The sequence below is a fragment of the Rathayibacter sp. AY1F9 genome, assembly GCF_002932155.1.
Lineage (GTDB): Bacteria > Actinomycetota > Actinomycetes > Actinomycetales > Microbacteriaceae > Rathayibacter.
This window is the reverse complement of the sequence record NZ_PSVA01000014.1, coordinates 18937-45278: the sequence shown is the minus strand read 5'-3', so window position 1 is coordinate 45278 and position 26342 is coordinate 18937. Positions and strand designations below refer to the sequence as shown.

Genomic DNA, 26342 nt, shown 5'->3' with positions numbered 1-26342 from the left:
TACTAGGCGCTGCCGTCGCGGGGCCCTCGGGGCTCCGGAGGCGCCGCCGGTGGTCACCCGGGTATGACCACCGAGAATTTCCCATCCGTGTATGGCTGACCCGCGGCCGAACTTCTCCGAAGCTGGCGGGCATGTCGACACCCACTCCCGAGCGCGACTGGGCGACCTACGCCCGCGAGCTCGGCACCAACATGCACCGGGCCCGCATCGCCAAGGGCGCCAGCCAGGAGCGGATCGCCCACGCGGCCGGGCTCGCGGGCTACACCTACCAGAAGTTCGAGAAGGGCGAGTCGAAGCCCGGCTCGCCCGCGAACCCCACGCTGCACACCCTCCTCGCGCTCTGCGAGGCGCTCGAGATCGAGCTGACGGACCTCCTGCCGCCCGATCCGCCGCGCACCTCACGAGGCGCCGAGTAGCCGGAGCACCGCGCCGGCCAGCCGCGACCCCGAGCTGAGATCGAGGTCGACCTCGCCGAGCCCGTCGGCCTCCAGGCGGAGCCTGTCCTCCCCCGACTCCCCCGGGCGGCACAGGGAGACGTGCACCGTCGCGCCCGCGGCCCCGTCTCGGCCCGCCCAGAGCACCACCGGGAGCGAGCTCGCCGCGGAGCGGTGCAGCCGCTCCCCCGCCGCGACCAGCTCGTCGTGCTCGCCCGCGCACCAGCGCGGGCACCCCTCGTCGTTCCTGCCGTCCATCCGCTCCTCCACGTTCCGCACCCCTCGGTCGAGGAGACCAGCCCACCAGGCGGTACCGACACCGAGGGCCCGCCGCGCCCCAATCCCGACCGGGGTGTGGACAGGAGACGGTCGTCCGCCCGTTGTGGAGGAGCGAGGACCAGGATCCCATACGCAGGTGGTGCCGCCAGGGGTCCGGCACGAAGCACCGGCGCGGTGTCAGCGGTGGACGATCAGCCAGGTCGCGATCGCCGTGGTCGAGCCCGTGTTGACCATGCGGTGCGGCCGCTCGCACGGGAACGTGATGGCGTCGCCCGGCCCGAGGACGACCGACTCGTCCTCGAACTCGACCGTCAGCTCTCCGAGCGTCACCGTCCCCATCTCGAACCCGTCGTGGCGGAGCAGCTGCCGGTGCGCCGTCGAGGTCGAGCCCGGCGGGTAGGTCGACTCGAAGAAGTCGACGGCGTCCAGCGGACGCGGCGCCAGACGGCGGAACAGCACTCCGCCCTCGAGCGCCACGGGCGACGACTCGCGCGCCCGGACGACCGCGGTCTCGACCGGCGCCGACGCGCCCTGGTCGAACACGGCGGACAGCGGGACCCCCAGCGCGTCCACGAGGGCGATCAGCCGGCCGACCGAGGGCTGCATGGCTCCGCGCTCGATCTGCGAGACGGCGCTCACGGAGATGCCGAGTCGCCCGGCGAGTGCCTTCAGCGACAGGCCCGCCGAGAGCCGCAGCTCCCGCAGCCGGGCGCCGAGTCCGGCCCCGTCCGCGATCGCCCGGGCGGCCGCCTCGTCGGGCGCGGTGTCGTCGGAGGGCATGGCCCGTCCCCTCTCGCGGATCGTCACACAGCCGTAACGGAGCCGAAACGAGCGGCGGCCTCCCGACTCGTAGCGTGGCCCGCGTGAAGTGATCACTTCACTCGGAACGCTCTCCGCGACGCCCCGCCTCCTCGGCCGGACGTCCCGACCACCCTGACACATCCGCTCCGTGCCGCTCTGCGCACGACCGCCCGAGAGGTGGATCCACCCATGTCCGACCGCGTCACCGCACCCCGAGTCACCGCTCCTCCCGTCGATCCGGATCCCGCCGCCGCGGCGAGCGCCGGCTACGACGACCGCCTCTCCAACGAGGACCTCGCCCCGCTCCGGAAGCAGCGCTGGTCGAGCTACAACATCTTCGCGTTCTGGATGTCGGACGTGCACAGCGTCGGCGGGTACGTGACCGCGGGCTCGCTCTTCGCGCTGGGCCTGGCCGGCTGGCAGGTGCTCGTCGCCCTGGTGGTGGGCATCGTGATCGTGCAGGTCTTCTGCAACCTCGTCGCCAAGCCCAGCCAGGTCACCGGCGTGCCCTACCCCGTCATCAACCGGGCGATCTTCGGCATCCGCGGCGCGAACATCCCGGCGATCATCCGCGGACTGATCGCGATCGCCTGGTACGGCGTGCAGACCTACCTGGCGGCGCAGTCGCTGAACATCGTCTTCCTCAAGTTCTTCCCGGGCATGGCCGCCCTGAACACGCCCGAGGCGTCGTTCCTCGGCCTCTCGGCCCTGGGCTACCTCTCCTACGCGATCCTCTGGGTCGCGCAGGCCGCGCTGTTCTGGCGGGGCATGGAGTCGATCCGCCGCTTCATCGACTGGGCGGGACCGGCGGTCTACGTGGTGATGCTCGTGCTGGCCGTCTACCTGGTGTCGCAGGCGGGCTGGGAGAACATCTCGCTCACCCTCGGCTCCGGCGAGCCGCTCGACCTCGCCGCCGCGGTGCCGGTGATGATCTCGGCCGTCGCCCTGGTCGTCTCCTACTTCTCGGGCCCGATGCTCAACTTCGGCGACTTCTCCCGGTACGCCCGCAGCTACGGCGCCGTGAAGCGCGGCAACCTGCTCGGCCTCCCGATCAACTTCCTCTTCTTCTCCCTCCTCACCGTGATCACCGCCTCGGCGACCGTGCCGGTCTTCGGCGAGCTGATCACCGACCCGATCGAGACCGTCGAGCGGATCGACACCTGGTTCGCCGTGCTCCTCGGCGGGCTCACCTTCGTCATCGCGACGATCGGCATCAACATCGTCGCCAACTTCATCTCCCCCGCGTTCGACTTCTCGAACGTCAACCCGAAGAAGATCAGCTGGCGGATGGGCGGCATGATCGCCGCCGTCGGCTCGGTGCTGCTCACCCCGTGGAACTGGTACTCGAACGACACCGCCATCCACTACACGCTCGGCATCCTCGGCGCGCTGATCGGACCGCTGTTCGGCGTCCTCATCGCGGGCTACTACCTGATCAGCCGCCAGCGCGTCTGGGTGGACGACCTCTACACGATGAGCGAGAAGGGCCGCTACTGGTTCTCGCGCGGCTTCAACCCCAACGCCGTCTGGGCGACCGTGATCGGCGGAGTCCCCTCCGTCGCCTCGGTGCTCGTGCCGCGCTGGATCGCGGAGGCGGGAGGCGCGGAGTTCACCTGGCTCGGCGACTACAGCTGGTTCCTCGGCTGCGGGCTCGGATTCGTCGCGATGGCCGTGCTCGAGCGGCGCGCGCCGCGGATCGGGCGCCTCGACGAGGACCTCGAGCACGTCAGCGACGGCTCGACCGTCTGATCCGGCCGGCACGGAGGAGGGATCCGCTCCGGCCGCTCCGCATCCCGCGGACCGGCGGCCGGGCGGGTCCCTCCCCCTCCCGGCACCCGAACCGAGGAACCACCATGCGCATCACCGTCGTCAACCCGAACACCAGCACTGCGATGACCGCGGCGATCGGCCGGGCCGCCCGCTCCGTCGCCTCGCTCGGCACCGAGATCACGGCCGTCACCCCGCCGATGGGTCCGGCGTCGATCGAGAGCCACTACGACGAGGCGCTCGCCGTGCCCGGCGTCCTGCACGAGATCGCCCGGGCGGAGGCGGCCGGCTGCGACGGCGCGGTCATCGCGTGCTTCGGCGACCCGGGCGTCGACGCCGCGCGCGAGATCGCGAGCGGCCCGGTCGTGGGGATCGCCGAGGCCGCCATGCACATGGCCGCGCTCGTCGGCCGGGGCTTCAGCGTGGTCACCACGCTCTCGCGCACGAGCGGCCGCGCCTGGGACATCGCCCGCCGCGCCGGGTTCGGCGACGCCTGCCGTCAGGTGCGCGCCTGCGACATCCCCGTGCTCGAACTCGACGACCCCCGCTCCGACGCCCGCCGCGCGATCCTGGCGGAGTGCGCCGAAGCGCTGGCCGTCGACGGGTCCGACTCGATCGTGCTGGGCTGCGCGGGCATGGCCGACCTGTGCCGCGACCTCTCACGGGAGCTGGGCGTGCCCGTGATCGACGGCGTCGCCTCGGCGGTGCGCCTGGTGGAGGGGCTCGTCGCGATGGGCGTCAGCACCTCGCGGCGCGACGAGTACGCCGCGCCGCGGACGAAGGCGATGGCGGGGCTGCTCGCTCCGTTCGAGCGGGTCTGAGGTTCCACGTCCCGTGCAGTCGGGCGTTCTGCCGGACCCCCGACCCGGACCCACCTGCGAGGATCGGGGGATGAGCGTCCTCCGCGATCTCGGCCTCGGTGCCCGGCTCTTCCTCCGCGGCTTCCGCACCTGGGTCCGCTCGCCGCGGGCGATGCTCCTCGGCGCGATCCCGCCCCTGATCGTCGGCCTGGTCTTCGTCGGCGTGCTGGTCCTGGTGCTCACGCGGGTGCAGGACGCGGTGACCGCGCTCACCCCGTTCGCAGGCGGCTGGGACGAGGGCACGGCCGCCACCGTCCGCCTGGTGCTCTCGATCGCGGTGGTCGGCGCCGTGCTCGCCCTCGGCGTGGTCCTCTTCGCCGCGGTGACCCTGCTGGTCGGCGACCCCTTCTACGAGCGGATCTGGCGGCGGGTCGAGGACGACCTCGGCGGCGTGCCCGACGAGCGCGAGAGCACCTTCTGGCAGGGGGTCGGCCGCGGCCTCCGCGACTCCGCCGTGCTGGTCGCCACCTCCCTCGGGATCGGCGTGGTCCTGGTGCTGCTGGGCCTGGTGCCGCTGGTCGGCTCGATCGTCGGCCTCGTCGCCGGCGCCCTGGTCGGCGGGAGGGCCCTCGCGCTCTAGCTGACCGGGTTCGCGGGCGACGCCCGGGGGCTCTCCCTCCGCGACCGCCGCCGCCTCCTCGGCGAGCACCGCGCGGTCTCGCTCGGCTTCGGCATCGCCGTCTACCTGGCGTTCCTCGTCCCCGGGGGCGCGGTCGTCGCCACCCCCGCCGCGACGGCCGGCGCGACCCTCCTGCTCCGGACCCTGCGGGGCGAGCCGACCGAGCGGCCCGCCGCCTGACACCGCTTGGCCGCCGCCCGGCTCTCCCCTAGACTCGCCGCGTGCGCACGTCGATCCGAAGCCCCTGGTGGCCCGCCTCCTAGGCGGACCGACGCGCAGACCCCTCGCACGCGACCGCCTCCTCCGGGCGGTCGTTCTGCATGTCAGGGCCCGGGTGGGGCACGACCCGATTCAAGGACCACGATGACCTCGCTCCTCTCCCGCATCCTCGCCTCCGACGGGACGCTGCCGTTCGCGGTGGTCCTCCGCCAGGGCCGCGACGCCGTCGACGTGTTCACGGGCGACGTGCTCGACGTCGAGGGCCTGGCCGACATCCCGCTCGACGGCGACGACGTGCTGACCCTCGTGCCCTACCGGCAGGTGCGCGAGCGCGGCTTCGCGGCGAAGGACGACGGAGCCCCGCTGCGCAACCTCGTGGTGCGCGAGCGCGAGAGCGTCCCCCTGGCGGAGGTGCTGCGGCTCCTGCCCGAGCGGGAGATCCCGGTCGAGGAGCGCGGCTTCGACGTGCCGGACGACGAGTACGCCGACATCGTCCGCCGGGTGATCGAGGACGAGATCGGCCGCGGCGAGGGCGCCAACTTCGTCATCAACCGCGCCTTCGTCGCGCAGACCGACGCGCCGCCCGTCGAGGCGGTCCTGGCCTGGTTCCGCCGCCTGCTCACCGACGAGTCCGGCGCGTACTGGACCTTCGCGATCCACACCCCCGGCGTCGACGGCGCGCAGACGGTCACCGCCGTCGGCGCGACCCCCGAGCGCCACGTCTCGGTGCGGGACGGCGTCGCGATGATGAACCCGATCAGCGGCACCTTCCGCCACCCCGCGGCCGGACCCACCGGGGAGGAGGTGCTCGCGTTCCTCGCCGACGTGAAGGAGAGCGAGGAGCTCTTCATGGTCGTGGACGAGGAGATGAAGATGATGAGCGCGGTCTGCCCGGACGGCGGCCGCATCCTCGGGCCGTTCCTCAAGCAGATGTCGCGGCTCAGCCACACCGAGTACCTGCTCGAGGGCCGCACCGGACTCGACGTGCGCGAGGTCCTGCGGCTGACGATGTTCGCGCCCACGGTCACCGGCTCGCCGATGGAGAACGCGTGCGCCGTGATCGCCGAGTACGAGAAGGAGCCGCGCGGCTACTACTCCGGCGTGCTCGCCCTCTTCGAGCCGGAGGAGCACGGCTACACGGTCGACGCCCCCATCCTCATCCGCACCGCCTACCTCCGCGCGGACGGCCGCCTCACCGTGCCGGCCGGCGCGACGCTCGTGCGCCACTCCACCCCCGAGGGCGAGGTCGCCGAGACGCGGGCGAAGGCGTCGGGCGTCCTCTCCGCCCTCGGCCTGCTGCCGCACCGCGAGGTGCCGCCGGCCATCGACCTGAACGCGCAGCCGGGCGTGCAGGAGGCGCTCGAGGCGCGCAACGAGCGGCTCGCCTCGTTCTGGCTCCGACCCCAGGCGCCCGAGCACATCGCCGGCCTCGCCGGGCACACCGCGCTGATCGTCGACAACGAGGACCAGTTCACGACGATGCTCGCCCACCAGCTGCGCCACCTCGGGATGGACGCCCGGGTCGAGCGCTGGTCGGAGGTCGCCGACGTGCTGAGCGACGACCTCGTCGTCTTCGGCCCCGGCCCGGGCGACCCCCGCGACGCCTCCGAGCCGCGGATCGCGCACCTGCGCTCGCTGATGACCGCGCGGCTCGAGGCGGAGCGGCCGATGCTCGCCGTCTGCCTCAGCCACCAGATGCTGTCGCTGCTGGCGGGCCTCCCGGTCGAGCCGCTTCCCGCGCCCCGCCAGGGCGTGCGCTTGACGGTGGACGTGTTCGGCGAGGACGCCGCGATCGGCTTCTACAACACCTTCTCCTCCGTCGCCCCCGGCGTCGCGCGCACGCCCCGGCTGGGGCTCGAGGTCTCGGTCGACCCGGAGACGGGAGTGGTCAACGCCCTCCGCGGCGAGCACGTCGCGTCGGTGCAGGGGCACCTGGAGTCGGTGCTCTCCTCCGACGGCCTGCGCACCCTGGAGCGGCTGGTCCGCACCGCGACCGCCCAGCCCGCGCGCGCATGAGCGGCCTGCGGCTGATCGCATCGCCCGCCTACCCGGCCGAGCTGCAGGAGGCGGTGGCCGCCGCCGTGCGCGCGGCGGCCGAGGCGGCGCGCGGCTGGTACGGGCGCGGCGACAAGGTCGCGGCGGACGAGGCGTCGGTCGCGGCGATGCGCGCCGTGCTGGCCGACGCTCCGTTCGACGGCGTCGTCGTGATCGGCGAGGGCGAGAAGGACGAGGCCCCGATGCTCGCGAACGGCGAGCGCCTCGGCCGCGCCTCCGCTCCCTCCTGCGACGTGGCGGTCGATCCGCTCGACGGGACCCGGCTCACGGCGGAGGGGCTCCCCGGCTCGGTGAGCGTGATCGCGCTGGCCCCGCGAGGCACGCTGTTCGACCCGCGCGACGTGTTCTACATGGACAAGCTGGTCTGCTCCGGAGCGGGCCGGGGCGCCGTCTCGCTCGACCTCCCTCCCGCCGAGAACGCCGCACGGCTGGCGGCGGCGCTCGGGAAGCCCGTCGCGGAGCTGGTCGTCGTCGTGCTCGACAAGCCGCGTCACTCCGGGCTGATCGCGGCCCTGCGCGCGGTCGGGGTCGCGCTCGAGCTGCGCGGCGAGGGCGACGTGTCGGTCGCGATCGAGGCGGCCGATCCCGCGGGCCGCGTCGACCTCGTCCTCGGCATCGGCGGAACCCCGGAGGGAGTGGTCGCCGCGTGCGCCGTCCGCGCCCTCGGCGGGGTGATGGAGGGGCGCCTCGCCCCCCAGACCGCACCGGAGTGCGCCAACGCCCTGGCCGCCGGCCACGACCTCGACCGCCTGCTGACCCTGGAGGACCTGGTCTCCTCGGACGACGTGCTCTTCGCGGGCTGCGCGGTCTGAGACGTCTCCCGCGGGCAGGACCTCGCCCGGGAACGCCGAAGGCCCCGGCTCGACGCGCGAACCGGGGCCTTCTCGCTGTAGCGGGAGCGGGACTTGAACCCGCGACACCACGATTATGAGCCGTGTGCTCTAACCACCTGAGCTACCCCGCCGCGCGTTCTTCGCAGGTCTGGCCTGCGGGGAACGGAGCCCCCTGTGGGAATCGGACCCACTACCTCTTCCTTACCAAGGAAGTGCTCTACCAATGAGCTAAGGGGGCGCACCTGCGGGTCTGACAGCCCCTCTCGGGGCGTGCCCGCGATTTGGCACCGTTAGACGATAGCACCTCCGCGGAGCGTCGACGACCGCGGGGGACGCGCCCCCGCGGCCGCCCGTCTGCGGCTACGCCCGGCTCGCCTCGTCGAGCGCGGCGAGCTCCTCGGCGCTCAGCTCGAGGGAGGCCGAGGCGATCAGCGCCGGCAACTGCTCCATCACGCGGGCGCTGGCGATCGGCGCGACCACTCCGGGCTGCGAGCGGAGCCACGCGAGGGCCACCGTCGCCACCTCGGCGCCGTGCGCCTCCGCCGCCGCGTCGAGCGCCGCCAGCACCCGGCGGCCGCGGCCGTCGAGGTAGCGGGAGGCGCCGTCGGCGCGCGGACCCTCGGGCGTCGATCCGTCACGGTACTTGCCGGTCAGGAATCCTGACGCCAGGGCGGAGTAGGGGACGACGGCCAGCCCCGCCTCGCGGGCGAGGGGCAGCAGGTCGGCCTCGATCCCGCGCTCCACGAGGTTGTAGTGCGGCTGCAGCGCGACGGGCGCGTGCAGGCCCTCCTCGCCCGCGATGCGCAGCCACTCCGCGACGCGCTCGGCGCTGAAGTTCGACACTCCGATCGCGCGAACCAGGCCCTGGTCCACGAGCTCGGAGAACACGGCGGCGATGTCGGCCATCGGCACGGCCTCGTCGTCGAAGTGGGCGTAGTAGAGGTCGATCCGGTCGGTCGCGAGCCGCTCGAGGGAGGCGCGGGCGGCCGCGCGCACGGTGTCGGGCGCGAGGCCGGTGAACTGCGGGTGGCGGCCCGCCTTCGTCGCGATCACCACGTCGTCCCGGTCCCCCGAGCGCTGCGCGAGCCACTCGCCGATGATCGTCTCGGACTCGCCGCCCGTGTTGCCCGGGACCCAGGCGGAGTACGCGTCGGCGGTGTCGATGAAGTCGCCGCCCGCGGCCGTGTAGCCGTCGAGGACGTCGAAGGAGGTCTGCCGCCCCGCGGTCCAGCCGAAGACGTTGCCGCCGAGCGAGAGCGGGAAGACGTCGATGCCGGAGTCGCCGAGCGGCGAGCGGGTGACGGAGGAGGATGCTGCGCTGTCGATGCTCATCCCCCGATTCAAGACCCGCTCCCCGCCGTGATCGATCCCCCTCCCGCGCATGCGCGGCAAGGACTCAGGCTCTCAGCGCCGCGGGTAGTCGGCGTAGGCGAAGCGCGTCGAGTCCGGCGCCCAGCCGGAGACGTTGATCGTCCCCTGCCCGCCGTGGAGGCGCTCCAGCACGCGGCCGGGCTCGAGCGTCGCGCGCCCGGGGAGGTCGAGCAGCCGCAGCTCGACGTCGACGTTCTCGGGGTGCCCGGCCGTCCCCTCCGGATAGGCGAGGTAGAGCAGGTGCGCGCCGTCGGGCGACTCGTGCGGGAACCAGTCGACCGTGTCCGACTCGACCAGGCGGGAGAGCGCGGAGCCGTCGAGGCCGATGCGGAACAGCTGCGCGCCTCCTCCGGCCCGCTCGGAGTTGAAGACGAGGGTGCGGCCGTCGGCCGAGACGTCGACGCCGTCGTCGGCCGCCTCGTCGTCGGTCAGGGCGGTGAGCGGGCCTCCCCCGGCCGGCATCGTGTAGACGTCGGTCCGCCACCGCCCGGAGGCGTCGCCGCCGCCGATCAGCGCGAGGGTCGCGCCGTCGGGCGAGACGCCGTGCAGGTAGTGCTTGAAGCGCGCGCCCTCGCGCTCGGCGCTCAGGCGGCGGGCGGGGGCGGAGCCGTCGAGCTCGACCGCGTAGAGGTGCCCGTCGCGCGCCGAGACGTAGGCGAGCCCGCCGGACGGGGCGAGCACGTGGTCGTTGTTGAGCTCGGCCGGCACCCCGTCGAGCGGGATCGGCTCGAGCACGGCCGCCCCCTCGAGCGGCAGCCGGAAGAGGCCGCCGTCGCCGTTCACGATCAGGGCGGAGCCGTCCGGAGTCCAGTTCGGCGCCTCCACGAGGACGGAGTCGGACTCGAAGACGGTCGTCGACTCCCCCGTCGCGAGGTCGTGGACGCGGAGTCGGCAGAGCTGGTCGGGGAGGAGCGAGCGGGCCATGCTCCCCACGGTAGGGCCCTGGCGGATCACGACGGGGCCGTCAAGCCTTCGCACACTCAGGTTCCGCGGGAGGGCGCTCCGATATTCTTGACCGACTTATGCGCTGGGTACACCTTGGGAGGAACATGTGATGCTCCTCATCCTCGTGATCTCGTTCGCGATCGCCGTGGTGACCCCCTGGCTGGTGGACCGGTTCGGGCCGAAGACGTTCTACGCGCTGGCGCTGATCCCGGCCGCGAGCTTCGTCGCCACCGCGACCGCCCTGCCGACGATCCTCGACGGCGGCGAGATCCGCGAGTCCGTGCCGTGGATCCCCGCGCTCGACATCGCCCTCTCCTTCCGCCTGGACGCGCTCTCGATCGTCCTCGCCCTCGTGGTCAGCGGAGTCGGCGCCCTGGTCCTCGCCTACTGCGCGACGTACTTCAGCCGCGACGAGCCCTCGCTGGGCCGGTTCGCAGCGCTCCTGTCCGCGTTCGCCGGAGTGATGTACGGGCTGGTCACGGCCGACGACGTGATCATCCTCTTCGTCTTCTGGGAGGCGACGAGCGTCCTCTCCTACCTCCTCATCGGCCACTACAGCGGGCGCAAGGAGAGCCGGGGTGCCGGGCTCCAGGCGCTCCTGGTCACGACTCTCGGCGGGCTGGCGATGCTGGTCGGGATCATCGTCCTGATCGTGCAGGCCGGTACCACCAGCCTCTCCGGGATCGTCGCCGCCGCCCCCTCCGGCCCGATCGTGTCGACGGCCCTGGTGCTGGTGCTGCTCGGCGCGTTCTCGAAGTCGGCCCTGGTGCCGTTCCACTTCTGGCTGCCGGCCGCGATGGCCGCTCCCACGCCGGTCAGCGCCTACCTGCACGCCGCCGCGATGGTGAAGGCCGGCATCTACCTCGTCGCGCGCCTCGCGCCGGGCTTCGCCGACGACTCCGTCTGGCTGCCCGTGGTGGTGAGCGTCGGAGTCTGGACCATGCTCGTCGGCGGCTGGCGCTCGCTCCGGCAGTACGACCTCAAGCTCGTGCTGGCCTACGGCACCGTCAGCCAGCTCGGCTTCCTGACCGTCGCCGTCGGCTTCGGCTCGCGCGACGCCGCGCTGGCCGGACTGACCCTGCTCGTCGCCCACGCTCTCTTCAAGGCGCTGCTCTTCCTCACCGTCGGCATCGTCGACCACCGCGCCGGCACGCGCGACCTCCGCAAGCTCAGCGGCCTGGGACGGCAGGCGCCGGTGCTCGCGAGCGCCGCCCTCGTCGGCGTGCTGTCGATGGCGGGCATCCCGCCGCTGCTGGGCTTCGTCGCCAAGGAGGCCGTGTTCACGAGCCTGATCTCGGCGATCGAGCAGGGCTCGTTCTGGGCCTGGGTCGCGCTGGTCGGCCTCGTCCTCGGCTCGATCCTCACCGTGGCCTACTCCGCGCGCTTCTTCTGGGGCGCCTTCGCCCGGAAGAAGGGGCTCGAGGACACGCACCTGCACGCCGAGCCGTGGACCTTCACCGCCGCCCCGGTACTGCTGGCCGCCGCCAGCGTGATCGGCGGGATCGCCGCCTCCGTGCTCGACCCGCTCGTCGCCGTCTACGCGGACACCCTCCCCTACGCCGCTCCGGACGCCGACCCGGAGCTCGCCGCCGCCGCGGAGGCCTCCGACCACGGCGGCTACCACCTCGCGCTCTGGCACGGCTTCGAGCCCGCGCTGGCACTCAGCGCCCTCGTGATCGCCGTCGGACTCCTGCTCTTCGCCAAGCGCGTCGCCGTCGCGCGCGCCCAGTCGATGCTGCCCAACCGGATCGACTCCGCCGAGGGCTACTGGGCCACCGTCCGCTGGCTCGACCGCGTCGCCAGCACGGTCACCGAGTCCGTCCAGCGCGGCTCGCTCCCCCGCTACCTGACGGTGATCTTCGCGGTCTTCGTCCTCGGCGTCGGCGGTGCGGCCGCCCTCAACCGCACCTGGCCGGGCGATCTCGTCTTCTGGGACAGCCCGGGCCAGCTCGCGGTCGCGGCCGTGATGATCCTCGCGGCGGTGCTGTGCGCGATCGCCCGCAACCGCGTCGCCGCCGTGCTGCTGGCCGGCGCCACCGGCTACGGGATGGTGGCCCTCTTCGCCCTGCAGGGCGCACCGGACCTCGCCCTCACCCAGGCGCTGATCGAGACGGTGACCCTCGTGGTCTTCGTCCTGGTGCTGCGCCGCCTCCCGACCCGCATCGCCGCGAAGCACCAGCCGATGCGCAAGCGCCTGCGCGCCGTCATCGGCATCGCGGTCGGAGCGGTCATGGCCCTCGCCGCCACCATCGCCCTCGGCGCCCGGACCGCGACGCCGATCTCGGCCGAGCTGCCCCGCCTCGCCTACGAGGAGGGCAAGGGCCGCAACATCGTCAACGTCCTGCTCGTCGACATCCGCGCCTGGGACACGATGGGCGAGATCTCGGTCCTCGTCGTGGTCGCCACCGGCGTCGCGAGCCTGATCTTCCTCTCCAGCCGGGCCGGAGGCGCTCCCCGCCTCGAGTCGCAGAGCGCCGACGACCGCCGCGAGCGCGCGATGGACCTGACCACCTCCTCCGCCGACGCCGAGCGCGACGGCGACCGGGGCTCCTGGCTCGTCGCCGGGCGCACGCTCCGGCCGGAGAACCGCTCGATCGTGCTCGAGGTGCTGGTGCGCCTGCTCTTCCACCCCGCGATGATCGTGTCGGTCTACCTGCTCTTCACCGGACACAACACCCCGGGCGGAGGCTTCGCGGGCGGCCTGCTCGCCGGTCTCGCCCTCGTCGCGCGCTACCTCGCCGGCGGCCGCTTCGAGCTCGGCGAGGCCGCGCCGATCGACGCGGGCAAGGTCCTCGGACTCGGCCTCTTCTTCGCCGTCGGCACCGCCGTCTCCTCCCTCGCCTTCGGCCTCGAGGTCCTCGAATCGAGCTGGCTCGACCTCGAGGTGCCGGTGCTGGGCGAGCTCCACCTGGGCACGTCCACCCTCTTCGACATCGGGGTGTACCTGATCGTGATCGGCCTCGCCCTCGACATCCTCCGCAGCCTCGGCGGCGAGGTCGACCGCCACGGCGAGGAGGCCGAGCAGGGCTCCCCCTCGGGCGACGGCGTCACGCACTCGACCGACAGCACCCCCGGCCCCGGCCAGGGCACGGTCGACGGGCTCGAGACCTCGCTCCCCACCGGCTCCACGGTCGTCGGCGGACCGGGCAGGGGGGACGGCGCATGAGCATCACCCTCGTCCTCGTCGTCGTGATGGCGGTGATGTACGCGGCGGGCGTCTACCAGATGCTCGAGCGCAGCCTCACCCGCATCCTGATCGGGTTCCTGCTCGTCGGGAACGCGACCAACATCCTCATCCTGCTGATGGCCGGCCGCTCGGGCATCGCGCCGTTCGTCACCGACGACGGGCGCTCCTACGAGCAGATCGCCGCCGAGATGGCCGACCCGCTGCCGCAGGCGCTGATCCTCACCGCGATCGTGATCACCTTCGGCGTGTCCGCCTTCCTCCTCGCGATGATCTACCGGCGCTGGCGCCTCGCCAAAGCCGACCAGGTGGAGGACGACGAGACCGACGCCTCCGTCCGCGAGGACGCGGCGGGCATCTCGGCCCAGACCACCGCCGACGACCGGGCGCTCGACGTCCTGCTCGAGTCCAGCGACGAGGGCACCGCCGCCAAGCACGGGGAGAGCGCCATGACCGACGACAGGAAGGAGGACCGATGAACGCCCTGATCCCGCTCGTCGTCACCCTCCCCCTCCTGGGAGCGGCCGTCGCGCTGATCCTCGGACGCCACCGGCGCGCGCAGATCACCGTGAACATCGTGACGCTCTCGAGCGTTCTGGTGATCTCCTCGGTGATGCTCGTGCTGGTCCTCACCGGCGACGGAGGCGGCAGCGCCGTCTACGTGGGCGGCTGGGAGCCGCCGTGGGGCATCGTGCTGGTCGTCGATCCGCTCGCCGCGCTGATGCTCGTGATCACCTCGATCACCCTGCTGGGCGTCCTGCTGTTCTCGGTCGGCCAGGGCCTCGTCGACGGCAACCGCGAAACGCCGGTCACGATCTTCCACCCGACCTACCTGATCCTCTCGGCGGGCATCCTCAACGCCTTCGTCGCGGGCGACCTCTTCAACCTCTACGTCGGCTTCGAGATCCTGCTGGCCGCGAGCTACGTGCTGATCACCCTGGGCGGCACCGCGCCGCGGATCCGCGCCGGCACGACCTACGTGGTCGTCAGCCTGGTCTCGAGCGTGTTCTTCCTCTCGGCCATCGGCCTGCTCTACGGCGCCACCGGCACGGTCAACATGGCGCAGCTCTCGATCCGCATCGCCGAGCTCCCCGCCGACGTGCAGCTGGTGCTCCACGTGGTGCTGCTGCTCGGCTTCGGGATCAAGGCGGCCGTGTTCCCCCTGTCGTTCTGGCTCCCGGACTCGTACCCCACGGCTCCGGCGCCGGTCACCGCCGTCTTCGCCGGACTCCTCACCAAGGTCGGCGTGTACGCGCTGATCCGCACCGAGACCCTGCTCTTCCCCGGCGGGAGGCTGAGCGAGGTGCTGCTGGTGGTGGCGCTGCTGACGCTGATCGTCGGCATCCTCGGCGCCGTCGCGCAGGCCGACATCAAGCGGATGCTGTCCTTCACGCTGGTCTCGCACATCGGCTACATGGTCTTCGGGATCGCCGTGGGCACCCCGGCCGGCTACGCGGCGACGATCTTCTACGTCATCCACCACATCACGGTGCAGACGACGCTCTTCCTCGCGACCGGCCTGATCGAGCGCGTCGGCGGCACCACCTCGATCCTGCGCCTCGGCGGGCTGCTCAAGGCCTCGCCGCTGCTGGCGCTGCTCTACTTCATCCCCGCGATGAACCTCGGCGGGATCCCGCCGTTCACCGGCTTCCTCGGCAAGGTGGGGCTCTTCGTCGCCGGCACGGAGGCGGCCGTCGACCAGCCGTCGTGGCTGATCTGGGCCGTCATCGCCGCCGGAGCCGTCACCTCGCTCCTGACCCTCTACGCCGTCGCGCGCGTCTGGAACATGGTCTTCTGGCGCCGGCAGGAGGAGGTGCCCGGCTACGAGTCGCCCCTGATCGACCAGCTGCAGGAGGACCCCCACGACACGGGCAGCATCCGCACCCGCCACTCGCCGCCGATGATGGTGCTCGCCACCGCGGGGATGGTCGTCGTCGGCGTCGTGCTGACCGTCGGCGCCGGTCCCCTCTACGACGCGAGCGAGCGAGCGGCGAGCGCGGTCGCCGACCCCGCGACCTACATCGCGACCGTCTACCGCGACTCGTCCTTCGGAGAGGAGGGGCCGCGATGAGCCCCCGCCGCCGCGTCGACATCTGGAACCGCGTCGCGATGTTCGTGACCCTCGTCGGGATCTGGGTGCTGCTCTGGGACGACGTCTCGGTGCTGTCGATCGTCACCGGCTTCCTGGTCGCCCTGCTGATCACCCGGGTGTTCTACCTGCCGCCGGTCGAGTTCTCGAACCGCATCAACCCGTGGTTCGTGCTCCTCTTCCTCCTGCGCCTCCTGGCCGACATCGCGGTGGCCTCGGTGCGGGTGTCCTGGCAGATCCTGACCCTGCCCGTCCCGGTCCACAACGCCATCGTCGCCGTGCACCTGCGCAGCCGCTCCGAGGGGATGCTCGTCTGGACGACGGAGGCCGTCTCGCTCGTCCCCGGCTCCCTGGTGATCGACGTGGACCCGCAGCTGAACGTCCTCTACCTGCACGTGCTCGGCGTGACCCACGACGAGGGCGAGCGGATCGACGAGGTGCGCCGGACGGTCCTCCGGACGGAAGCGCGCATCGTCCGGGCCATCGGCTCCCGCGAGGACGTGCAGCGCGTGAATCGGCCGATCGAGGCCGGATCGGGGGTGGTCCGGTGATCGACTGGCTGATCTGGATCCTGGTGCCGGTCTTCGGCGCCGCCTGCCTGCTCGCGCTCGTGCGGATCCTCCGCGGTCCGTCCGTGCTCGACCGGGTCGTCGCGGCCGACGTGCTCGTCGCGACGATCATCTGCGGGATCGGCGCCGAGATGGCGGTCGACCACCACGCGCGGACCCTGCCCGTCGCGCTCGGGCTCGCGCTGTTCGCCGTCTTCGGATCGATCAGCGTCGCCAAGTTCATGGCCAACCGCGAGGAGGACTGACATGGACCTGTTCTTCGACGTGCTCACCGCTGTGCTGCTGCTGGTCGGCGCCCTGCTCTCGCTGCTGGCCGCGATCGGCTTGATGCGGTTCGACGACCTGCTCTCCCGGATGCACGCGGGCACGAAGCCGCAGGTGCTCGGACTGATCTGCGTGATGCTCGCGGTCGCCATCCGGAACCCCGGCTTCGCCGCCGCGGGGACCATCGTGCTGGTGATCGGCTTCCAGCTGCTGACCGTGCCCGTCTCGGCGCACATGGTCGGCCGGGCGGCCTACCGGGCCGAGGCCGTCTCTCCCGGGTACCTCGTCGCCGACGAGCTCGCGGAGGCGGTCACCCGCGCCGACGAGCAGGCCCGCGCGACCGGGCCCGAGACCGCGCACGCGTCCGAGGAGCGGGCGCGCACCTCCTCCGCGCCCCCGCCCGAGGACGAGGACGGCCCGGCCGCGACCGCCTAGGCGACGAGGACGAGCTGCACGGCGGAGGCGCCGGTCATGCTGCGCAGCGCGAATCCGCCGATCGCGAGGGTGACGGCGACCAGGCCGCCGACCAGCAGCACCAGCAGCGGCACCACCCACAGCAGCGCCCGTCGGCGTCGGGCTCGGGCCTCGTCCGGCGTCTCTTCGATCACCCGTCGACTGTACGGGACGGCGGGGGGCGTGCCCCCGGCGCCCACGAGCCGCCCGATAAACTGGACCTCATGACCCTGGACTCCGCTAGCTCCGGCGCGCCCGAGAACTCCCCCGGCCCCGACTCCGAGGCCGAGCACCGCCGGGGAGCCGAGTGGTGGCGCACCGCCGTCATCTACCAGATCTACCCGCGCTCCTTCGCGGACGCGGACGGCGACGGCATCGGCGACCTGCCCGGCATCGCCTCGCGCCTCGAGAGCCTCGCCGAGCTCGGCGTCGACGCGATCTGGCTCTCGCCCTTCATGACCTCGCCGCAGAAGGACGCGGGCTACGACGTCGCCGACTACTGCGACGTCGATCCGCTCTTCGGCACCCTCGCCGACTTCGACGCGATGCTCGCCCGCGCTCACGCCCTGGGCATCCGGATCATCGTCGACCTCGTCCCCAACCACTCCTCGAGCGCCCACCGCTGGTTCCAGGAGGCGCTCGCCGCTCCCGCGGGCAGCGCCGAGCGGGCGCGCTACCTGTTCCGCGACGGCCGGGGCGAGTCGGGCGAGCTGCCCCCGAACAACTGGGAGTCTGTCTTCGGCGGCCCCGCGTGGACCCGCGTCATGGAGCCCGACGGCTCGGCCGGCCAGTGGTACCTGCACCTCTTCGACACCTCGCAGCCCGACTTCGACTGGACGAACGAGTGGGTGCGCGAGCGCTTCCGGGAGGTCCTCCGCTTCTGGCTCGACCGCGGCGTCGACGGCTTCCGCGTCGACGTCGCGCACGGGATGATCAAGGCCGAGGGGCTGCCCGACTACACGCCGCCCGCCGACAGCGGGTCGATGGGCGGAGTCGCTCCGGCCGACGGCGAGGAGCCCACCGCCCCCTACTGGGCGCAGGACGGCGTCCACGAGATCTACCGCGACTGGCACTCCCTGCTCGCCGAGTACCCGGACGACCGCGTGCTCTGCGCCGAGGCGTGGGTGCAGCCCCTTTCCAAGCTCGCCCGCTGGGTCCGCCCCGACGAGATGCACCAGGCCTTCAACTTCGCCTACCTCGAGACCCCGTGGAGCGCACCCGCCCTCCGCGACATCATCGACTCCTCCGTCGAGGCCTTCGCCGCCGTCGGCGCCCCGTCGACGTGGGTGCTGTCGAACCACGACGTCGTGCGCCACGCGAGCCGCCTGGCCCTGACGTCCGACAACCCGCAGGGCTACGGCATCGGCCCGCGCACGCCCGGACTCCCCGACCCCGTCCTGGGGCTGCGCCGCGCTCGTGCCGCGTCCGCCCTCATGCTCGCGCTCCCCGGCTCCGCCTACGTCTACCAGGGCGAGGAGCTCGGGCTCCCCGAGGCGATCGACCTGCCGGACTCGGCGCGTCAGGACCCGACCTGGTTCCGCACCGGCGGCGAGCGCTACGGCCGCGACGGCTGCCGGGTGCCGATCCCGTGGGAGGCGGACGCGCCCGCGTACGGCTTCAGCGGCTCCGGCGACTCCTGGCTGCCGCAGCCCGGCGACTGGGCGCCGCTCGCCCGCGACCGCCAGCGCGGTCTCGAGGGCTCGACGCTCGAGCTGTACCGGTCCCTGCTCGCGGTGCGCCGCGCCGAGGACCTGGGCTCCGGCGCCGTCGAGTGGCTCGAGGGCTACCCGGAGGACGTCGTGGCGTTCCGCAACGGAACGGTCACGGTGATCGCGAACCTCGGCGAGGCTCCGGTCGAGCTGCCCGTCGGCTCCGTGGTGCTGTCCTCGGAGGAGCTGCACGAGCCGGCGCTGCCGGCCGACACCACGGTCTGGCTGCGCGCGGAGTAGCGGGCCGCGGGGTCCGCCCGGCGACTCCCGCGTCCTGCCGCCGGGTCAGCGCCCGGCGTTGGCCTTGAGCCAGAGGTAGGAGTCGACCTTCGTCACGCCGTCGAGGCGGATCTCGAAGTGCAGGTGCGGGCCGGTCGACATGCCGGTCGTGCCCACCAGGCCGAGCAGCTGGCCGACCTTCACCGGGTCGCCCTCGTTCACGGCCGCCGAGCCGTGCTGCATGTGCGCGTACACGCTCGAGACGAGCTGCCCGTCGATCTCGTGGTCGACGATCACGTGCACGCCGAGCGAGCCCTCGCCGTCGATGACCGTGCGCACGACGCCGTCGGCGATCGCTTGGATGGGCGAGCCGTCGCCCGGGTTGAAGTCGGTGCCGCCGTGGTTCACCGAGCAGCCCGCGCAGTTGCGGTAGCCGAAGCGGTCGCCCACCGGCACGCCGACGGCGAAGGGCCACTGGATCGACGCGTTCGGGTCGTTCGTGAAGCCTGTGTCGGAGGTGCGGACGATGTCGGCGACGTTGGTCTGCGTCTTGCGCTCCTGCACGCCGAAGCCGTCGCGGGCGACCGTCTCGGCGCTGACCTCGCCGGCGACGAACGACTGCGCGCCGCGGCGGGCGTCGGCGCCGAAGGGGGTCGAGAGGCTCTGCGCCTGCACGTCCTCCGCGGTCAGGAGCGATGTGGCCGGCAGAGAGGTCGCCGCCACGATGGCCGCGACGAAGGAGAGGGCGACGAGTCCGCCGACCCGGGCCCGGCGCACGGGCCGGAGCGGCGTCGCGCGCGGAGCGGGGACGGGCGCCGGGGCGCTGCGGACCGAGGCGACGCGGCGCTCCGCCTCGCGCAGCTGCTCCGCCGTGGGAGCCGCGAGGAGGTCGTCGGAGCCGCTCGCCAGCGAGACGTCGGAGGCGAGGGCCAGAGCGCGCTCGCGCTCGCGGAGCTCGCGACGGGAGAGGGGTGGAGTCGATTCGCCGGGGGTCGATGCAGGGGCAGCGGGGGCGGGCGAATCGGGGCTCACGAAATCGATGTCTTCCGTCGGGGGCAGGGGACGAGCGGGCCTCCAGGGAGAGGCACCGCTCGGCTCCGTGAGCGCAGCCTGTGCGAACATCACGAATTCATAAAGGATAACCACGGCCGGCGGGATCCGGCCAGAGGCCGCCGCGCACAGGCGCGATCGGGGCACGACGCGCGGCGAGCCCCGGCGGGATCCTGCGCCGGTCCGCCTCTCGGCGCACGGAATCCGTGTCGGCTCCGCCTGGGAGAGCGGTTACACCTCGTCCGCGCGCAGGCGGCGCAGCAGATCCTCCAGCTCGGCGAAGAGAGGATCCGGTGCCGCGATGAGCAGCCCGGAGCCGAAGGATGCGCCGTCGAGTCCCGCGACCCGCGCACCCGCCTCCTCGGCGATGAGGGCGCCCGCAGCGAGGTCCCACGGGTTCAAGCCCCGCTCGTAGTACGCGTTCAGCTGCCCGGTGGCCACCGAGCACAGGTCGAGCGCCGCCGAGCCGATGCGGCGGATGTCGCGGACCGAGCCCAGGAGCTCCTGCACCACGGCGCCCTGACGCATCCGGCGGCCCGCGTCGTAGCCGAAGCCGGTGCCGACCAGCGCGAGCGAGAGGGAGGAGGGAGCCGAGACCTGCAGCGCGACTCCGTCCCGCTCGGCTCCCCCGCCTCGGCTGGCCGTGGTCACCTCGCCCGTCGCTCCGTTCACGACCGCGCCGGCGAGCGCGGTCCAGGTCGCGGGATCCGGCTCCCCCTCCACCACAGCGATGCTGACCGCGTAGGAGGGGATGCCGTAGAGGTAGTTGACGGTCCCGTCGATCGGATCGACGACCCAGGTCAGCCCGCTCGTGCCGCCTCCCGACCCCGACTCCTCGCCGAGGAAGCCGTCGTCCGGACGCGCCTCGGCCAAGCGCCTGCGGATCAGCTCCTCGACCTCCCGGTCCGCGGCCGTCACCACGTCCTCCGGGGACGACTTCGACGCGGCGATCTCGACACCGTCCTGCCGCCGCTGGCGGGCGAGGTGCGCCGCCTCGACGGCGATCGAGCGGGCGATGGCGAGGAGGGGGGCGTTGTCGCTCATGGCCCCAGCCTAGGGATCGGGCCCATCATGGGGGGATGAGCACCCCTATCGCCCTCACGGGAGCCACCGGAGCCGTGGGCGGTCGCGTCGCGCGCGAGCTCGCCGACGCCGGTCACGCCCTCCGCCTGCTGGTCCGCGACCCGTCCCGCGCGCCCGAGCTCCCCGGGGCCGAGGTGGTGCGCTCCTCCTTCGCCGACGCGGGCGACTCGCTCGAGGGCGTGCGCCTCCTCCTGATGGTCTCCGCCTCCGAGAACGAGGAGCGCCGCGCCGAGCACCTCGCGTTCGTCGGTGCAGCCGCCGCCGCGGGTGTCGAGCACGTCGTCTACACCTCCTTCGCCGGAGCCGCACCCGACGCGGTCTTCACCCTCTCCCGAGACCACGCGGCCACCGAGGACGCGATCCGCCGCTCGGGCATGGGCTGGACGTTCCTCCGCGACAACCTCTACCTCGACTTCCTGCCCGCGATGCTCGGCGACGACGGCGCGATCCGCGGACCCGCGGGATCGGGCCGTGCCGCCGTCGTCGCGCGCGAGGACGTGGCCCGCGCCGCCGCCGCGGTCCTCCGCTCCCCCTCCGAGCACCGCGGAGCCGCCTACGAGCTGACCGGGCCCGAGGCCCTCACCCTCGACGAGGTCGCGGCGAGCCTGACGGCGGCGGGCCGCCCCGCCGTGTACGTCGACGAGACCCTCGAGGAGGCGTACGCGTCACGCCGCCGGTGGAACGCACCGGACTGGCAGCTGGACGCCTGGGTCAGCACCTACTCCGCGATCGCCGCCGGACAGCTGAAGCACGTCTCGTCCGACGTCGAGCGGCTGACCGGACGGCCGCCGCTCTCCCTCGCAGCGTTCCTGGAGCAGGAGGCGCGGGGCTGAGGCGACGGCGCGGGCCGGGCCGACGGCGCGCGAGGTGCGACGGGACGAAGAGGCCGGGTCCGGCGATCCGCCGGACCGGTGCTCCCCCGGAAAGGCGCTCCCCCGGAAAGGCGCTCCGCCGGAAGGGCGATCCCCCGACATGCGGAACGCCCCGCGCATCTCGTGATGCCGGGGCGTCTGCTGGATGTTCCTGCTCGGTGGCGAGTGAGGGATTCGAACCCCCGAAGGCTACGCCGTCTGATTTACAGTCAGATCCCTTTGGCCGCTAGGGTAACTCGCCGTGGCGCACCCGACCGCGTGTTCACAACCGGAGGCGCTCAGCAAGGATACCCACGCGACCGGCGGATCGGAAATCGGTGCCGCGCGGCCTCAGTCCGCCTCCGCCGCGTAGCGGGACGCCGCCTCCGCGACCTTCCCCGCGTAGCTCCCGGCCGGGTTGTATGCCGCGATCGCCGCCCGCCATCCCGACTCCGTCGAGAGGTCGCCGCCGGCGTCGCAGAGGTACCGGGCGGCGGTCACCGCCTGCTGGTCCACGTTCTGCGGATCCCATCCGCTCGACGCCCACGCCATCCACGTCGCCGGGATGATCTGCAGCGGACCCATCGCCCGGTCGACCTCGGCGTCGCCGTCCAGAGCCCCGCCGTCGTTGTCGGGGACCCGGTCGAAGCGCGCTCCGTCCAGGCGCGGACCGTAGATCGGCTCCGTCGGCCGCCCGTCCTCGCCCAGCTCGCCGCCGTCGATCGTGCCGTGCCTGCTCTCGACGTAGCCGATGCCGGCCAGGGTCGCCCAGTCCAACCGGCAGTCGGGGTCGACCGACGCCGTGAGGAGGGCCGTGCCCGCGTAGGCGGTGAGCGCACGCAGCGGGATGCCGCTCCCCTCGGACGCCGTGCCCAGCCACGCCTCGTCGGCGAGCAGTCGCACCGGCGTCGCCGCGGCCTGCTCGGGATCCTCCAGCACGACGGGGTCGGCCGCGACGGGAGCGGTCGCCGCGGGAGGGACGGTGGACAGGCCCTCCTCGACCGTCAGCGCGGGCGGCCGCTGGCCGCAGCCGGCCAGGAGGAGGCCGGCGAGCGGGACGAGGACGAGAACGGGGAGGCGGCGCACCCCTCAGAGGTACCAGCCGCGCCTGGGGCCGGGCTCCGCCACGCCTGAAAGCTAAACTCGGAGCCATGGCAGATTCAACGTTCGACGTCGTCAGCAAGATCGACAAGATGGAGGCGGACAACGCCCTGAACCAGGCCCACAAGGAGGTCGAGCAGCGCTACGACTTCAAGAACGTCGGCGCCTCGATCGCCTGGAGCGGCGAGAAGATCCTGATCAAGGCCAACACCGAGGAGCGGGCGAACGCCATCCTCGACGTCTTCCAGTCGAAGCTGATCAAGCGCGGCATCAGCCTCAAGAGCCTCGACGCGGGCGAGCCCTTCGCGTCCGGCAAGGAGTACCGGATCGAGGCCACCCTCAAGGAGGGCATCGACCAGGAGCACGCGAAGAAGATCAACAAGCTCATCCGCGACGAGGCGCCGAAGTCGGTCAAGTCGCAGATCCAGGGCGACGAGCTCCGCGTCTCCTCGAAGAGCCGCGACGACCTCCAGGCGACCATGGCGCTCCTGCGCGGAGCCGACCTCGAGCTCGACCTCCAGTTCGTCAACTTCCGCTGAGGAATGACGCACACGGGAGCACGCGCGTGACCGCCGGAATCGACGAGCCCGACCGGCGGGGCCGCACCGGACTCGACAGGGACGGGCTCGACCTCGTCGGGAACCCCGACGTGGTCGTGAAGGAGGTCACCCTCCTCTCGAGCGACTGGTACGTCCTCCGCACCACCCGCTTCGACTACCGGCACCGCGACGGCAGCTGGACGAGCGAGCAGCGCGAGACCTACGACCGGGGTAACGGCGCGGCGGTCCTGCTCTACGACGCCGACGCGCGCACCGTCGTCCTGATCCGGCAGTTCCGCTACCCCGCGTACGTGAACGGCGACCTCGACGGGATGCTCCTCGAAGTGCCCGCCGGTCTCCTGGACGAGGACGGGCCCGAGGAGGGCGCCCGCCGCGAGGCGTCCGAGGAGACCGGACTCGAGGTCGGCCGGCTCGAGCACGTGTTCGACGCGTTCATGAGCCCCGGCTCGGTCACCGAGAAGCTGCACTTCTACGCCGGGCGCTACCGCGCGGGGACCCGCAGCGGAGCGTTCGCGGGACTCGCCGACGAGGGCGAGGACATCGAGGTCCTCGAGCTCTCGTTCGACGAGGCGCTGACCCAGATCGGCGTGCAGATCGTCGACGCGAAGACGATCATGCTCCTGCAGTGGGCGGCCCTGTCCGGCCCGTTCTCGCGCTGACCCGCGGACGTCGCGGCTCCGTGCGCCTCAGCGCGCGTACTCGGCGAGGGCGCGTCCGGTCAGCGTGTCCGCCGCCGCGAGCCCGGCCGGAGTCCCCTCGAAGACGATCGTCCCTCCGTCGTGCCCGGCTCCGGGCCCCACGTCGATGATCCAGTCCGCGTGCGCCATCAGGGCGCGGTGGTGCTCGATCACCACGACCGAGTTCCCGGAGTCGACCAGCCGGTCGAGCAGTCCGAGCAGTGTGTCGACGTCCGCGAGGTGCAGGCCCGTGGTCGGCTCGTCGAGCAGGTAGACGGATCCGGACGAGGCCATGTTGATCGCGAGCTTGAGGCGCTGGCGCTCGCCCCCGGACAGCGTGTTCAACGGCTGTCCGAGCGTGAGGTAGCCGAGACCGACGTCGACGAGACGGGCGAGCACCGTGTGCGCCGGTCCGCTCGCGAAGAACTCCGCGGCGTCGACGATCGGCATCGAGAGCACCTCGTGGATGTTCCTCCCGCGGAGGCGGTACTCGAGCACCTCAGCGGTGAACCGCTTGCCGTCGCACTCCTCGCAGACCGACGAGACCGTCGCGGCGGGGCCCAGCTCGGTGAAGATCATCCCGGCCCCCTTGCAGACGGGGCAGGCGCCTGCCGAGTTCGCGCTGAAGAGCGCCGGTCTCACACCGTTCGCCTTCGCGAAGGCCGCCCGGATCGCGTCGAGGACCCCGGTGTAGGTCGCCGGATTGCTGCGCCGCGAGCCGCGGATCGGCGACTGGTCGGCCACCACCACGCCCGGCCGACCCGCGAGCGAGCCGTGCAGGAGCGACGACTTGCCCGAGCCGGCGACTCCGGTGACGACGGTCAGCACGCCCAGCGGGACGTCCACGTCGACGCCGCGGAGGTTGTGCGTGGAGGCCCCGCGGATCTCCACCGCCCCGGTCGGACGGCGCACGGCCTCCTTCAGCGGGACGCGGTGACCGAGATGACGGCCCGTCAGGGTGTCGGACGTGCGCAGCTGCGCCACCGTCCCCTCGAACCGCAGCTCGCCGCCGTGCGCACCGGCCCTCGGACCGAGGTCGACCACGTGATCGGCGATCTCGATGATCTCCGGCTTGTGCTCGACCACCAGGACGGTGTTGCCCTTGTCCCGCAGGCGGCGCAGCAGCTCGATCATCCGCGAGACGTCGTGCGGATGCAGACCCGCCGTCGGCTCGTCGAAGACGTACGTGACGTCCGTGAGGCTCGATCCCAGATGCCGCACCATCTTGACCCGCTGCGCCTCACCGCCCGAGAGGGTGCCCGACTCCCGATCGAGCGACAGGTAGCCCAGCCCGACCTGGACGAGGGCGTCGAGCGTCCCGAGGAGGGTCTCGACGATAGGAGCGACGGACGGCGCCTGCAGCCCGCGGAGCCACGCGGCGAGGTCGGTCGCCTGCAGCGCGGCGCACTCGGCGATGTTCCGGCCCCCGATGCGCGACTCCAGTGCCGCGCGGGTGAGCCGGCCGCCTCCGCACTCGGGACAGGCGGCGAAGGTGGCCACCCGCTCGGCGAAGGCGCGGATGTGCGGCTGCGCCGCCTCCTTCGCCAGGTAGAGGCGGGTGACCTTCACCAGGAGGCCCTCGTAGGTCATCGTCATCCCGGCGATGGCCATCTTCGTGGCCGGACGGTGGAGGAACGCGTCCATCTGCTCGGGCGTGAAGTCGGCGATCGGCACATCGGCCGGATAGAGGCCCGACTCGGCGAGGCCCTTCCAGTACCAGCCGCCGACGACGAAGTTGGGGATCGCGTCGAGAGCGCCGCCCTCGAGCGACTTCGAGCGGTCGATCAGCGCGTCGAGGTCGATGCTCGACACCCGGCCTGTCCCCTCGCACCGCGGGCACATCCCCTCCGGCAGGTTGAAGGAGAACGCACCGCTCGTGCCCGCGTGCGGATCGCCGATCCGGCTGAAGAGGATCCGCAGCATCGTGTACGCGTCGGTCGCCGTGCCGACCGTGGACCGGCCGTTCGACCCCATCCGCTCCTGGTCGACGACGATCGTGGCCGACAGTCCGTCGAGCGACTCCACGTCCGGGCGGGCCGGCGACCCCATGAACTGCTGCACGAAGGCGGAGTAGGTCTCGTTGATGAGGCGCTGGGACTCGGCCGCGATGGTGCCGAAGACGAGCGACGACTTGCCGGAGCCCGAGACCCCGGTGAACACGGTGATCCTCCGCTTCGGGATGTCGACGTCGATCCCCCGGAGGTTGTTCTGGCGCGCACCGCGCACCCGGATGACGTCGTGGGGCGAGGCCGTGGTCATGCTGTCTCCGTCCAGAGCGGTGCCCGAATCCTAGAGGAGGTGCGCGGCGTCCGCGCCGGAACGACGAACGGCCCCCCGGAGTGCACCGGAG

General features: G+C 72.6%; 25 protein-coding genes and 3 tRNA genes. 16 read left to right on the top strand and 12 right to left on the bottom strand.

Going from position 1 to position 26342, the window contains the following annotated elements; genetic code table 11:
- The first annotated feature begins 131 nt into the window (after nt 1–131).
- Complete coding sequence (locus tag C5C37_RS10470) at nt 132–416, top strand: helix-turn-helix domain-containing protein (RefSeq protein ID WP_104223625.1); 285 nt, start codon at nt 132–134, stop codon at nt 414–416.
- On the opposite strand, the gene C5C37_RS10465 is transcribed toward C5C37_RS10470, so the two are convergent.
- Together C5C37_RS10465 and C5C37_RS10460 are read right to left on the bottom strand one after the other, a co-directional pair.
- On the bottom strand, nt 399–692 hold the full coding sequence (locus C5C37_RS10465) for a DUF6907 domain-containing protein (protein ID WP_104227044.1): 294 nt from the start codon (nt 690–692) through the stop codon (nt 399–401). The two genes, C5C37_RS10470 and C5C37_RS10465, sit on opposite strands and share 18 nt — an antisense overlap.
- A 198-nt stretch (nt 693–890) precedes the next feature.
- Nucleotides 891–1493, bottom strand: coding sequence for a helix-turn-helix domain-containing protein (locus C5C37_RS10460; protein ID WP_104338904.1), 603 nt, complete (start codon nt 1491–1493; stop codon nt 891–893).
- A 210-nt stretch (nt 1494–1703) separates the two neighbouring features.
- On the opposite strand from C5C37_RS10460, the gene C5C37_RS10455 reads away from it, so the two are divergent.
- The 5 genes from C5C37_RS10455 (at nt 1704) to C5C37_RS10435 (ending at nt 7846) form a co-directional block, all read left to right on the top strand.
- A complete protein-coding gene (locus tag C5C37_RS10455) occupies nt 1704–3263 on the top strand; it encodes an NCS1 family nucleobase:cation symporter-1 (RefSeq protein ID WP_104227042.1) in 1560 nt (519 codons plus the stop codon).
- Between the two features lie 104 nt (nt 3264–3367).
- Nucleotides 3368–4102 carry an aspartate/glutamate racemase family protein gene (locus tag C5C37_RS10450; RefSeq protein ID WP_104234239.1) on the top strand — a complete coding sequence of 245 codons (735 nt, stop codon included), beginning with the start codon at nt 3368–3370 and terminating at the stop codon, nt 4100–4102.
- A gap of 70 nt (nt 4103–4172) precedes the next feature.
- Nucleotides 4173–4721 carry an EI24 domain-containing protein gene (locus C5C37_RS10445; protein WP_219814478.1) on the top strand — a complete coding sequence of 183 codons (549 nt, stop codon included), beginning with the start codon at nt 4173–4175 and terminating at the stop codon, nt 4719–4721.
- Between the two features lie 402 nt (nt 4722–5123).
- Nucleotides 5124–6995, top strand: coding sequence for an anthranilate synthase family protein (locus C5C37_RS10440; RefSeq protein WP_104338903.1), 1872 nt, complete (start codon nt 5124–5126; stop codon nt 6993–6995).
- On the top strand, nt 6992–7846 hold the full coding sequence (locus C5C37_RS10435; protein ID WP_104338902.1) for a fructose-bisphosphatase class II family protein: 855 nt from the start codon (nt 6992–6994) through the stop codon (nt 7844–7846). Before C5C37_RS10440 ends, C5C37_RS10435 begins: the two co-directional genes overlap by 4 nt.
- A 78-nt stretch (nt 7847–7924) precedes the next feature.
- Here C5C37_RS10435 and C5C37_RS10430 read toward each other — a convergent pair.
- The 4 genes from C5C37_RS10430 to C5C37_RS10415 all read right to left on the bottom strand — a co-directional run bounded on the left by C5C37_RS10430 (nt 7925) and on the right by C5C37_RS10415 (nt 10162).
- Nucleotides 7925–7998 (bottom strand) — tRNA-Met (locus C5C37_RS10430).
- 35 nt (nt 7999–8033) lie between these two features.
- Nucleotides 8034–8105 (bottom strand) — tRNA-Thr (locus C5C37_RS10425).
- A gap of 122 nt (nt 8106–8227) precedes the next feature.
- Entirely contained in the window at nt 8228–9199 is a 972-nt protein-coding gene (locus C5C37_RS10420) for an aldo/keto reductase (RefSeq protein ID WP_104260450.1), read from the bottom strand.
- Nucleotides 9200–9271: 72 nt separating this feature from the next.
- Nucleotides 9272–10162, bottom strand: a complete 891-nt coding sequence (locus C5C37_RS10415) for a PD40 domain-containing protein (RefSeq protein ID WP_104338901.1) — start codon at nt 10160–10162, stop codon at nt 9272–9274.
- Between the two features lie 130 nt (nt 10163–10292).
- Here C5C37_RS10415 and C5C37_RS10410 point away from each other — a divergent pair, with 130 nt between their 5' ends.
- From C5C37_RS10410 to mnhG, 6 genes are read left to right on the top strand one after another with little or no spacing between them, the layout of a single operon-like run.
- A complete protein-coding gene (locus C5C37_RS10410) occupies nt 10293–13349 on the top strand; it encodes a Na+/H+ antiporter subunit A (RefSeq protein ID WP_104335860.1) in 3057 nt (1018 codons plus the stop codon).
- Complete coding sequence (locus C5C37_RS10405) at nt 13346–13846, top strand: Na(+)/H(+) antiporter subunit C (protein ID WP_104338900.1); 501 nt, start codon at nt 13346–13348, stop codon at nt 13844–13846. The genes C5C37_RS10410 and C5C37_RS10405 overlap by 4 nt, the downstream gene beginning before the upstream one ends.
- Nucleotides 13843–15438 (top strand): Na+/H+ antiporter subunit D, encoded by a 1596-nt coding sequence (locus C5C37_RS10400; protein ID WP_104319315.1) that lies wholly within the window; start codon nt 13843–13845, stop codon nt 15436–15438. Before C5C37_RS10405 ends, C5C37_RS10400 begins: the two co-directional genes overlap by 4 nt.
- A complete protein-coding gene (locus C5C37_RS10395; RefSeq protein WP_104234245.1) occupies nt 15435–16007 on the top strand; it encodes a Na+/H+ antiporter subunit E in 573 nt (190 codons plus the stop codon). The genes C5C37_RS10400 and C5C37_RS10395 overlap by 4 nt, the downstream gene beginning before the upstream one ends.
- Nucleotides 16004–16270 carry a monovalent cation/H+ antiporter complex subunit F gene (locus tag C5C37_RS10390; RefSeq protein WP_308471052.1) on the top strand — a complete coding sequence of 89 codons (267 nt, stop codon included), beginning with the start codon at nt 16004–16006 and terminating at the stop codon, nt 16268–16270. The genes C5C37_RS10395 and C5C37_RS10390 overlap by 4 nt, the downstream gene beginning before the upstream one ends.
- Nucleotide 16271: 1 nt before the next feature.
- On the top strand, nt 16272–16724 hold the full coding sequence (gene mnhG / locus C5C37_RS10385; protein WP_244229587.1) for a monovalent cation/H(+) antiporter subunit G: 453 nt from the start codon (nt 16272–16274) through the stop codon (nt 16722–16724).
- On the opposite strand, the gene C5C37_RS17505 is transcribed toward mnhG, so the two are convergent.
- Nucleotides 16721–16897, bottom strand: coding sequence for a hypothetical protein (locus C5C37_RS17505; RefSeq protein ID WP_181067860.1), 177 nt, complete (start codon nt 16895–16897; stop codon nt 16721–16723). The genes mnhG and C5C37_RS17505 overlap by 4 nt on opposite strands.
- A gap of 69 nt (nt 16898–16966) precedes the next feature.
- Here C5C37_RS17505 and C5C37_RS10380 point away from each other — a divergent pair, with 69 nt between their 5' ends.
- The gene (locus C5C37_RS10380) at nt 16967–18691 is read left to right on the top strand and encodes a glycoside hydrolase family 13 protein (protein WP_104338899.1); all 1725 of its coding nucleotides are present in this window, start codon (nt 16967–16969) and stop codon (nt 18689–18691) included.
- A gap of 45 nt (nt 18692–18736) precedes the next feature.
- Here C5C37_RS10380 and C5C37_RS10375 read toward each other — a convergent pair whose 3' ends face one another.
- Together C5C37_RS10375 and C5C37_RS10370 are read right to left on the bottom strand one after the other, a co-directional pair.
- On the bottom strand, nt 18737–19702 hold the full coding sequence (locus C5C37_RS10375) for a M23 family metallopeptidase (protein ID WP_146076953.1): 966 nt from the start codon (nt 19700–19702) through the stop codon (nt 18737–18739).
- Between the two features lie 249 nt (nt 19703–19951).
- The gene (locus tag C5C37_RS10370; RefSeq protein ID WP_104260456.1) at nt 19952–20764 is read right to left on the bottom strand and encodes an inositol monophosphatase family protein; all 813 of its coding nucleotides are present in this window, start codon (nt 20762–20764) and stop codon (nt 19952–19954) included.
- Between the two features lie 35 nt (nt 20765–20799).
- Here C5C37_RS10370 and C5C37_RS10365 point away from each other — a divergent pair, with 35 nt between their 5' ends.
- On the top strand, nt 20800–21636 hold the full coding sequence (locus tag C5C37_RS10365) for an NAD(P)H-binding protein (RefSeq protein WP_104338898.1): 837 nt from the start codon (nt 20800–20802) through the stop codon (nt 21634–21636).
- A 198-nt stretch (nt 21637–21834) separates the two neighbouring features.
- Here the strand turns inward: C5C37_RS10365 and C5C37_RS10360 are convergent.
- Nucleotides 21835–21916: transfer RNA gene (locus C5C37_RS10360), tRNA-Tyr, on the bottom strand.
- Nucleotides 21917–22005: 89 nt separating this feature from the next.
- Nucleotides 22006–22740 (bottom strand): hypothetical protein, encoded by a 735-nt coding sequence (locus C5C37_RS10355; protein WP_104254843.1) that lies wholly within the window; start codon nt 22738–22740, stop codon nt 22006–22008.
- A gap of 65 nt (nt 22741–22805) precedes the next feature.
- Here C5C37_RS10355 and C5C37_RS10350 point away from each other — a divergent pair, with 65 nt between their 5' ends.
- The gene (locus C5C37_RS10350; RefSeq protein WP_104223606.1) at nt 22806–23294 is read left to right on the top strand and encodes a YajQ family cyclic di-GMP-binding protein; all 489 of its coding nucleotides are present in this window, start codon (nt 22806–22808) and stop codon (nt 23292–23294) included.
- 26 nt (nt 23295–23320) lie between these two features.
- Entirely contained in the window at nt 23321–23974 is a 654-nt protein-coding gene (locus C5C37_RS10345; RefSeq protein WP_104223605.1) for an NUDIX domain-containing protein, read from the top strand.
- Between the two features lie 27 nt (nt 23975–24001).
- Here C5C37_RS10345 and C5C37_RS10340 read toward each other — a convergent pair whose 3' ends face one another.
- A complete protein-coding gene (locus tag C5C37_RS10340; RefSeq protein ID WP_104338897.1) occupies nt 24002–26251 on the bottom strand; it encodes an excinuclease ABC subunit UvrA in 2250 nt (749 codons plus the stop codon).
- Nucleotides 26252–26342 lie beyond the last annotated feature (91 nt).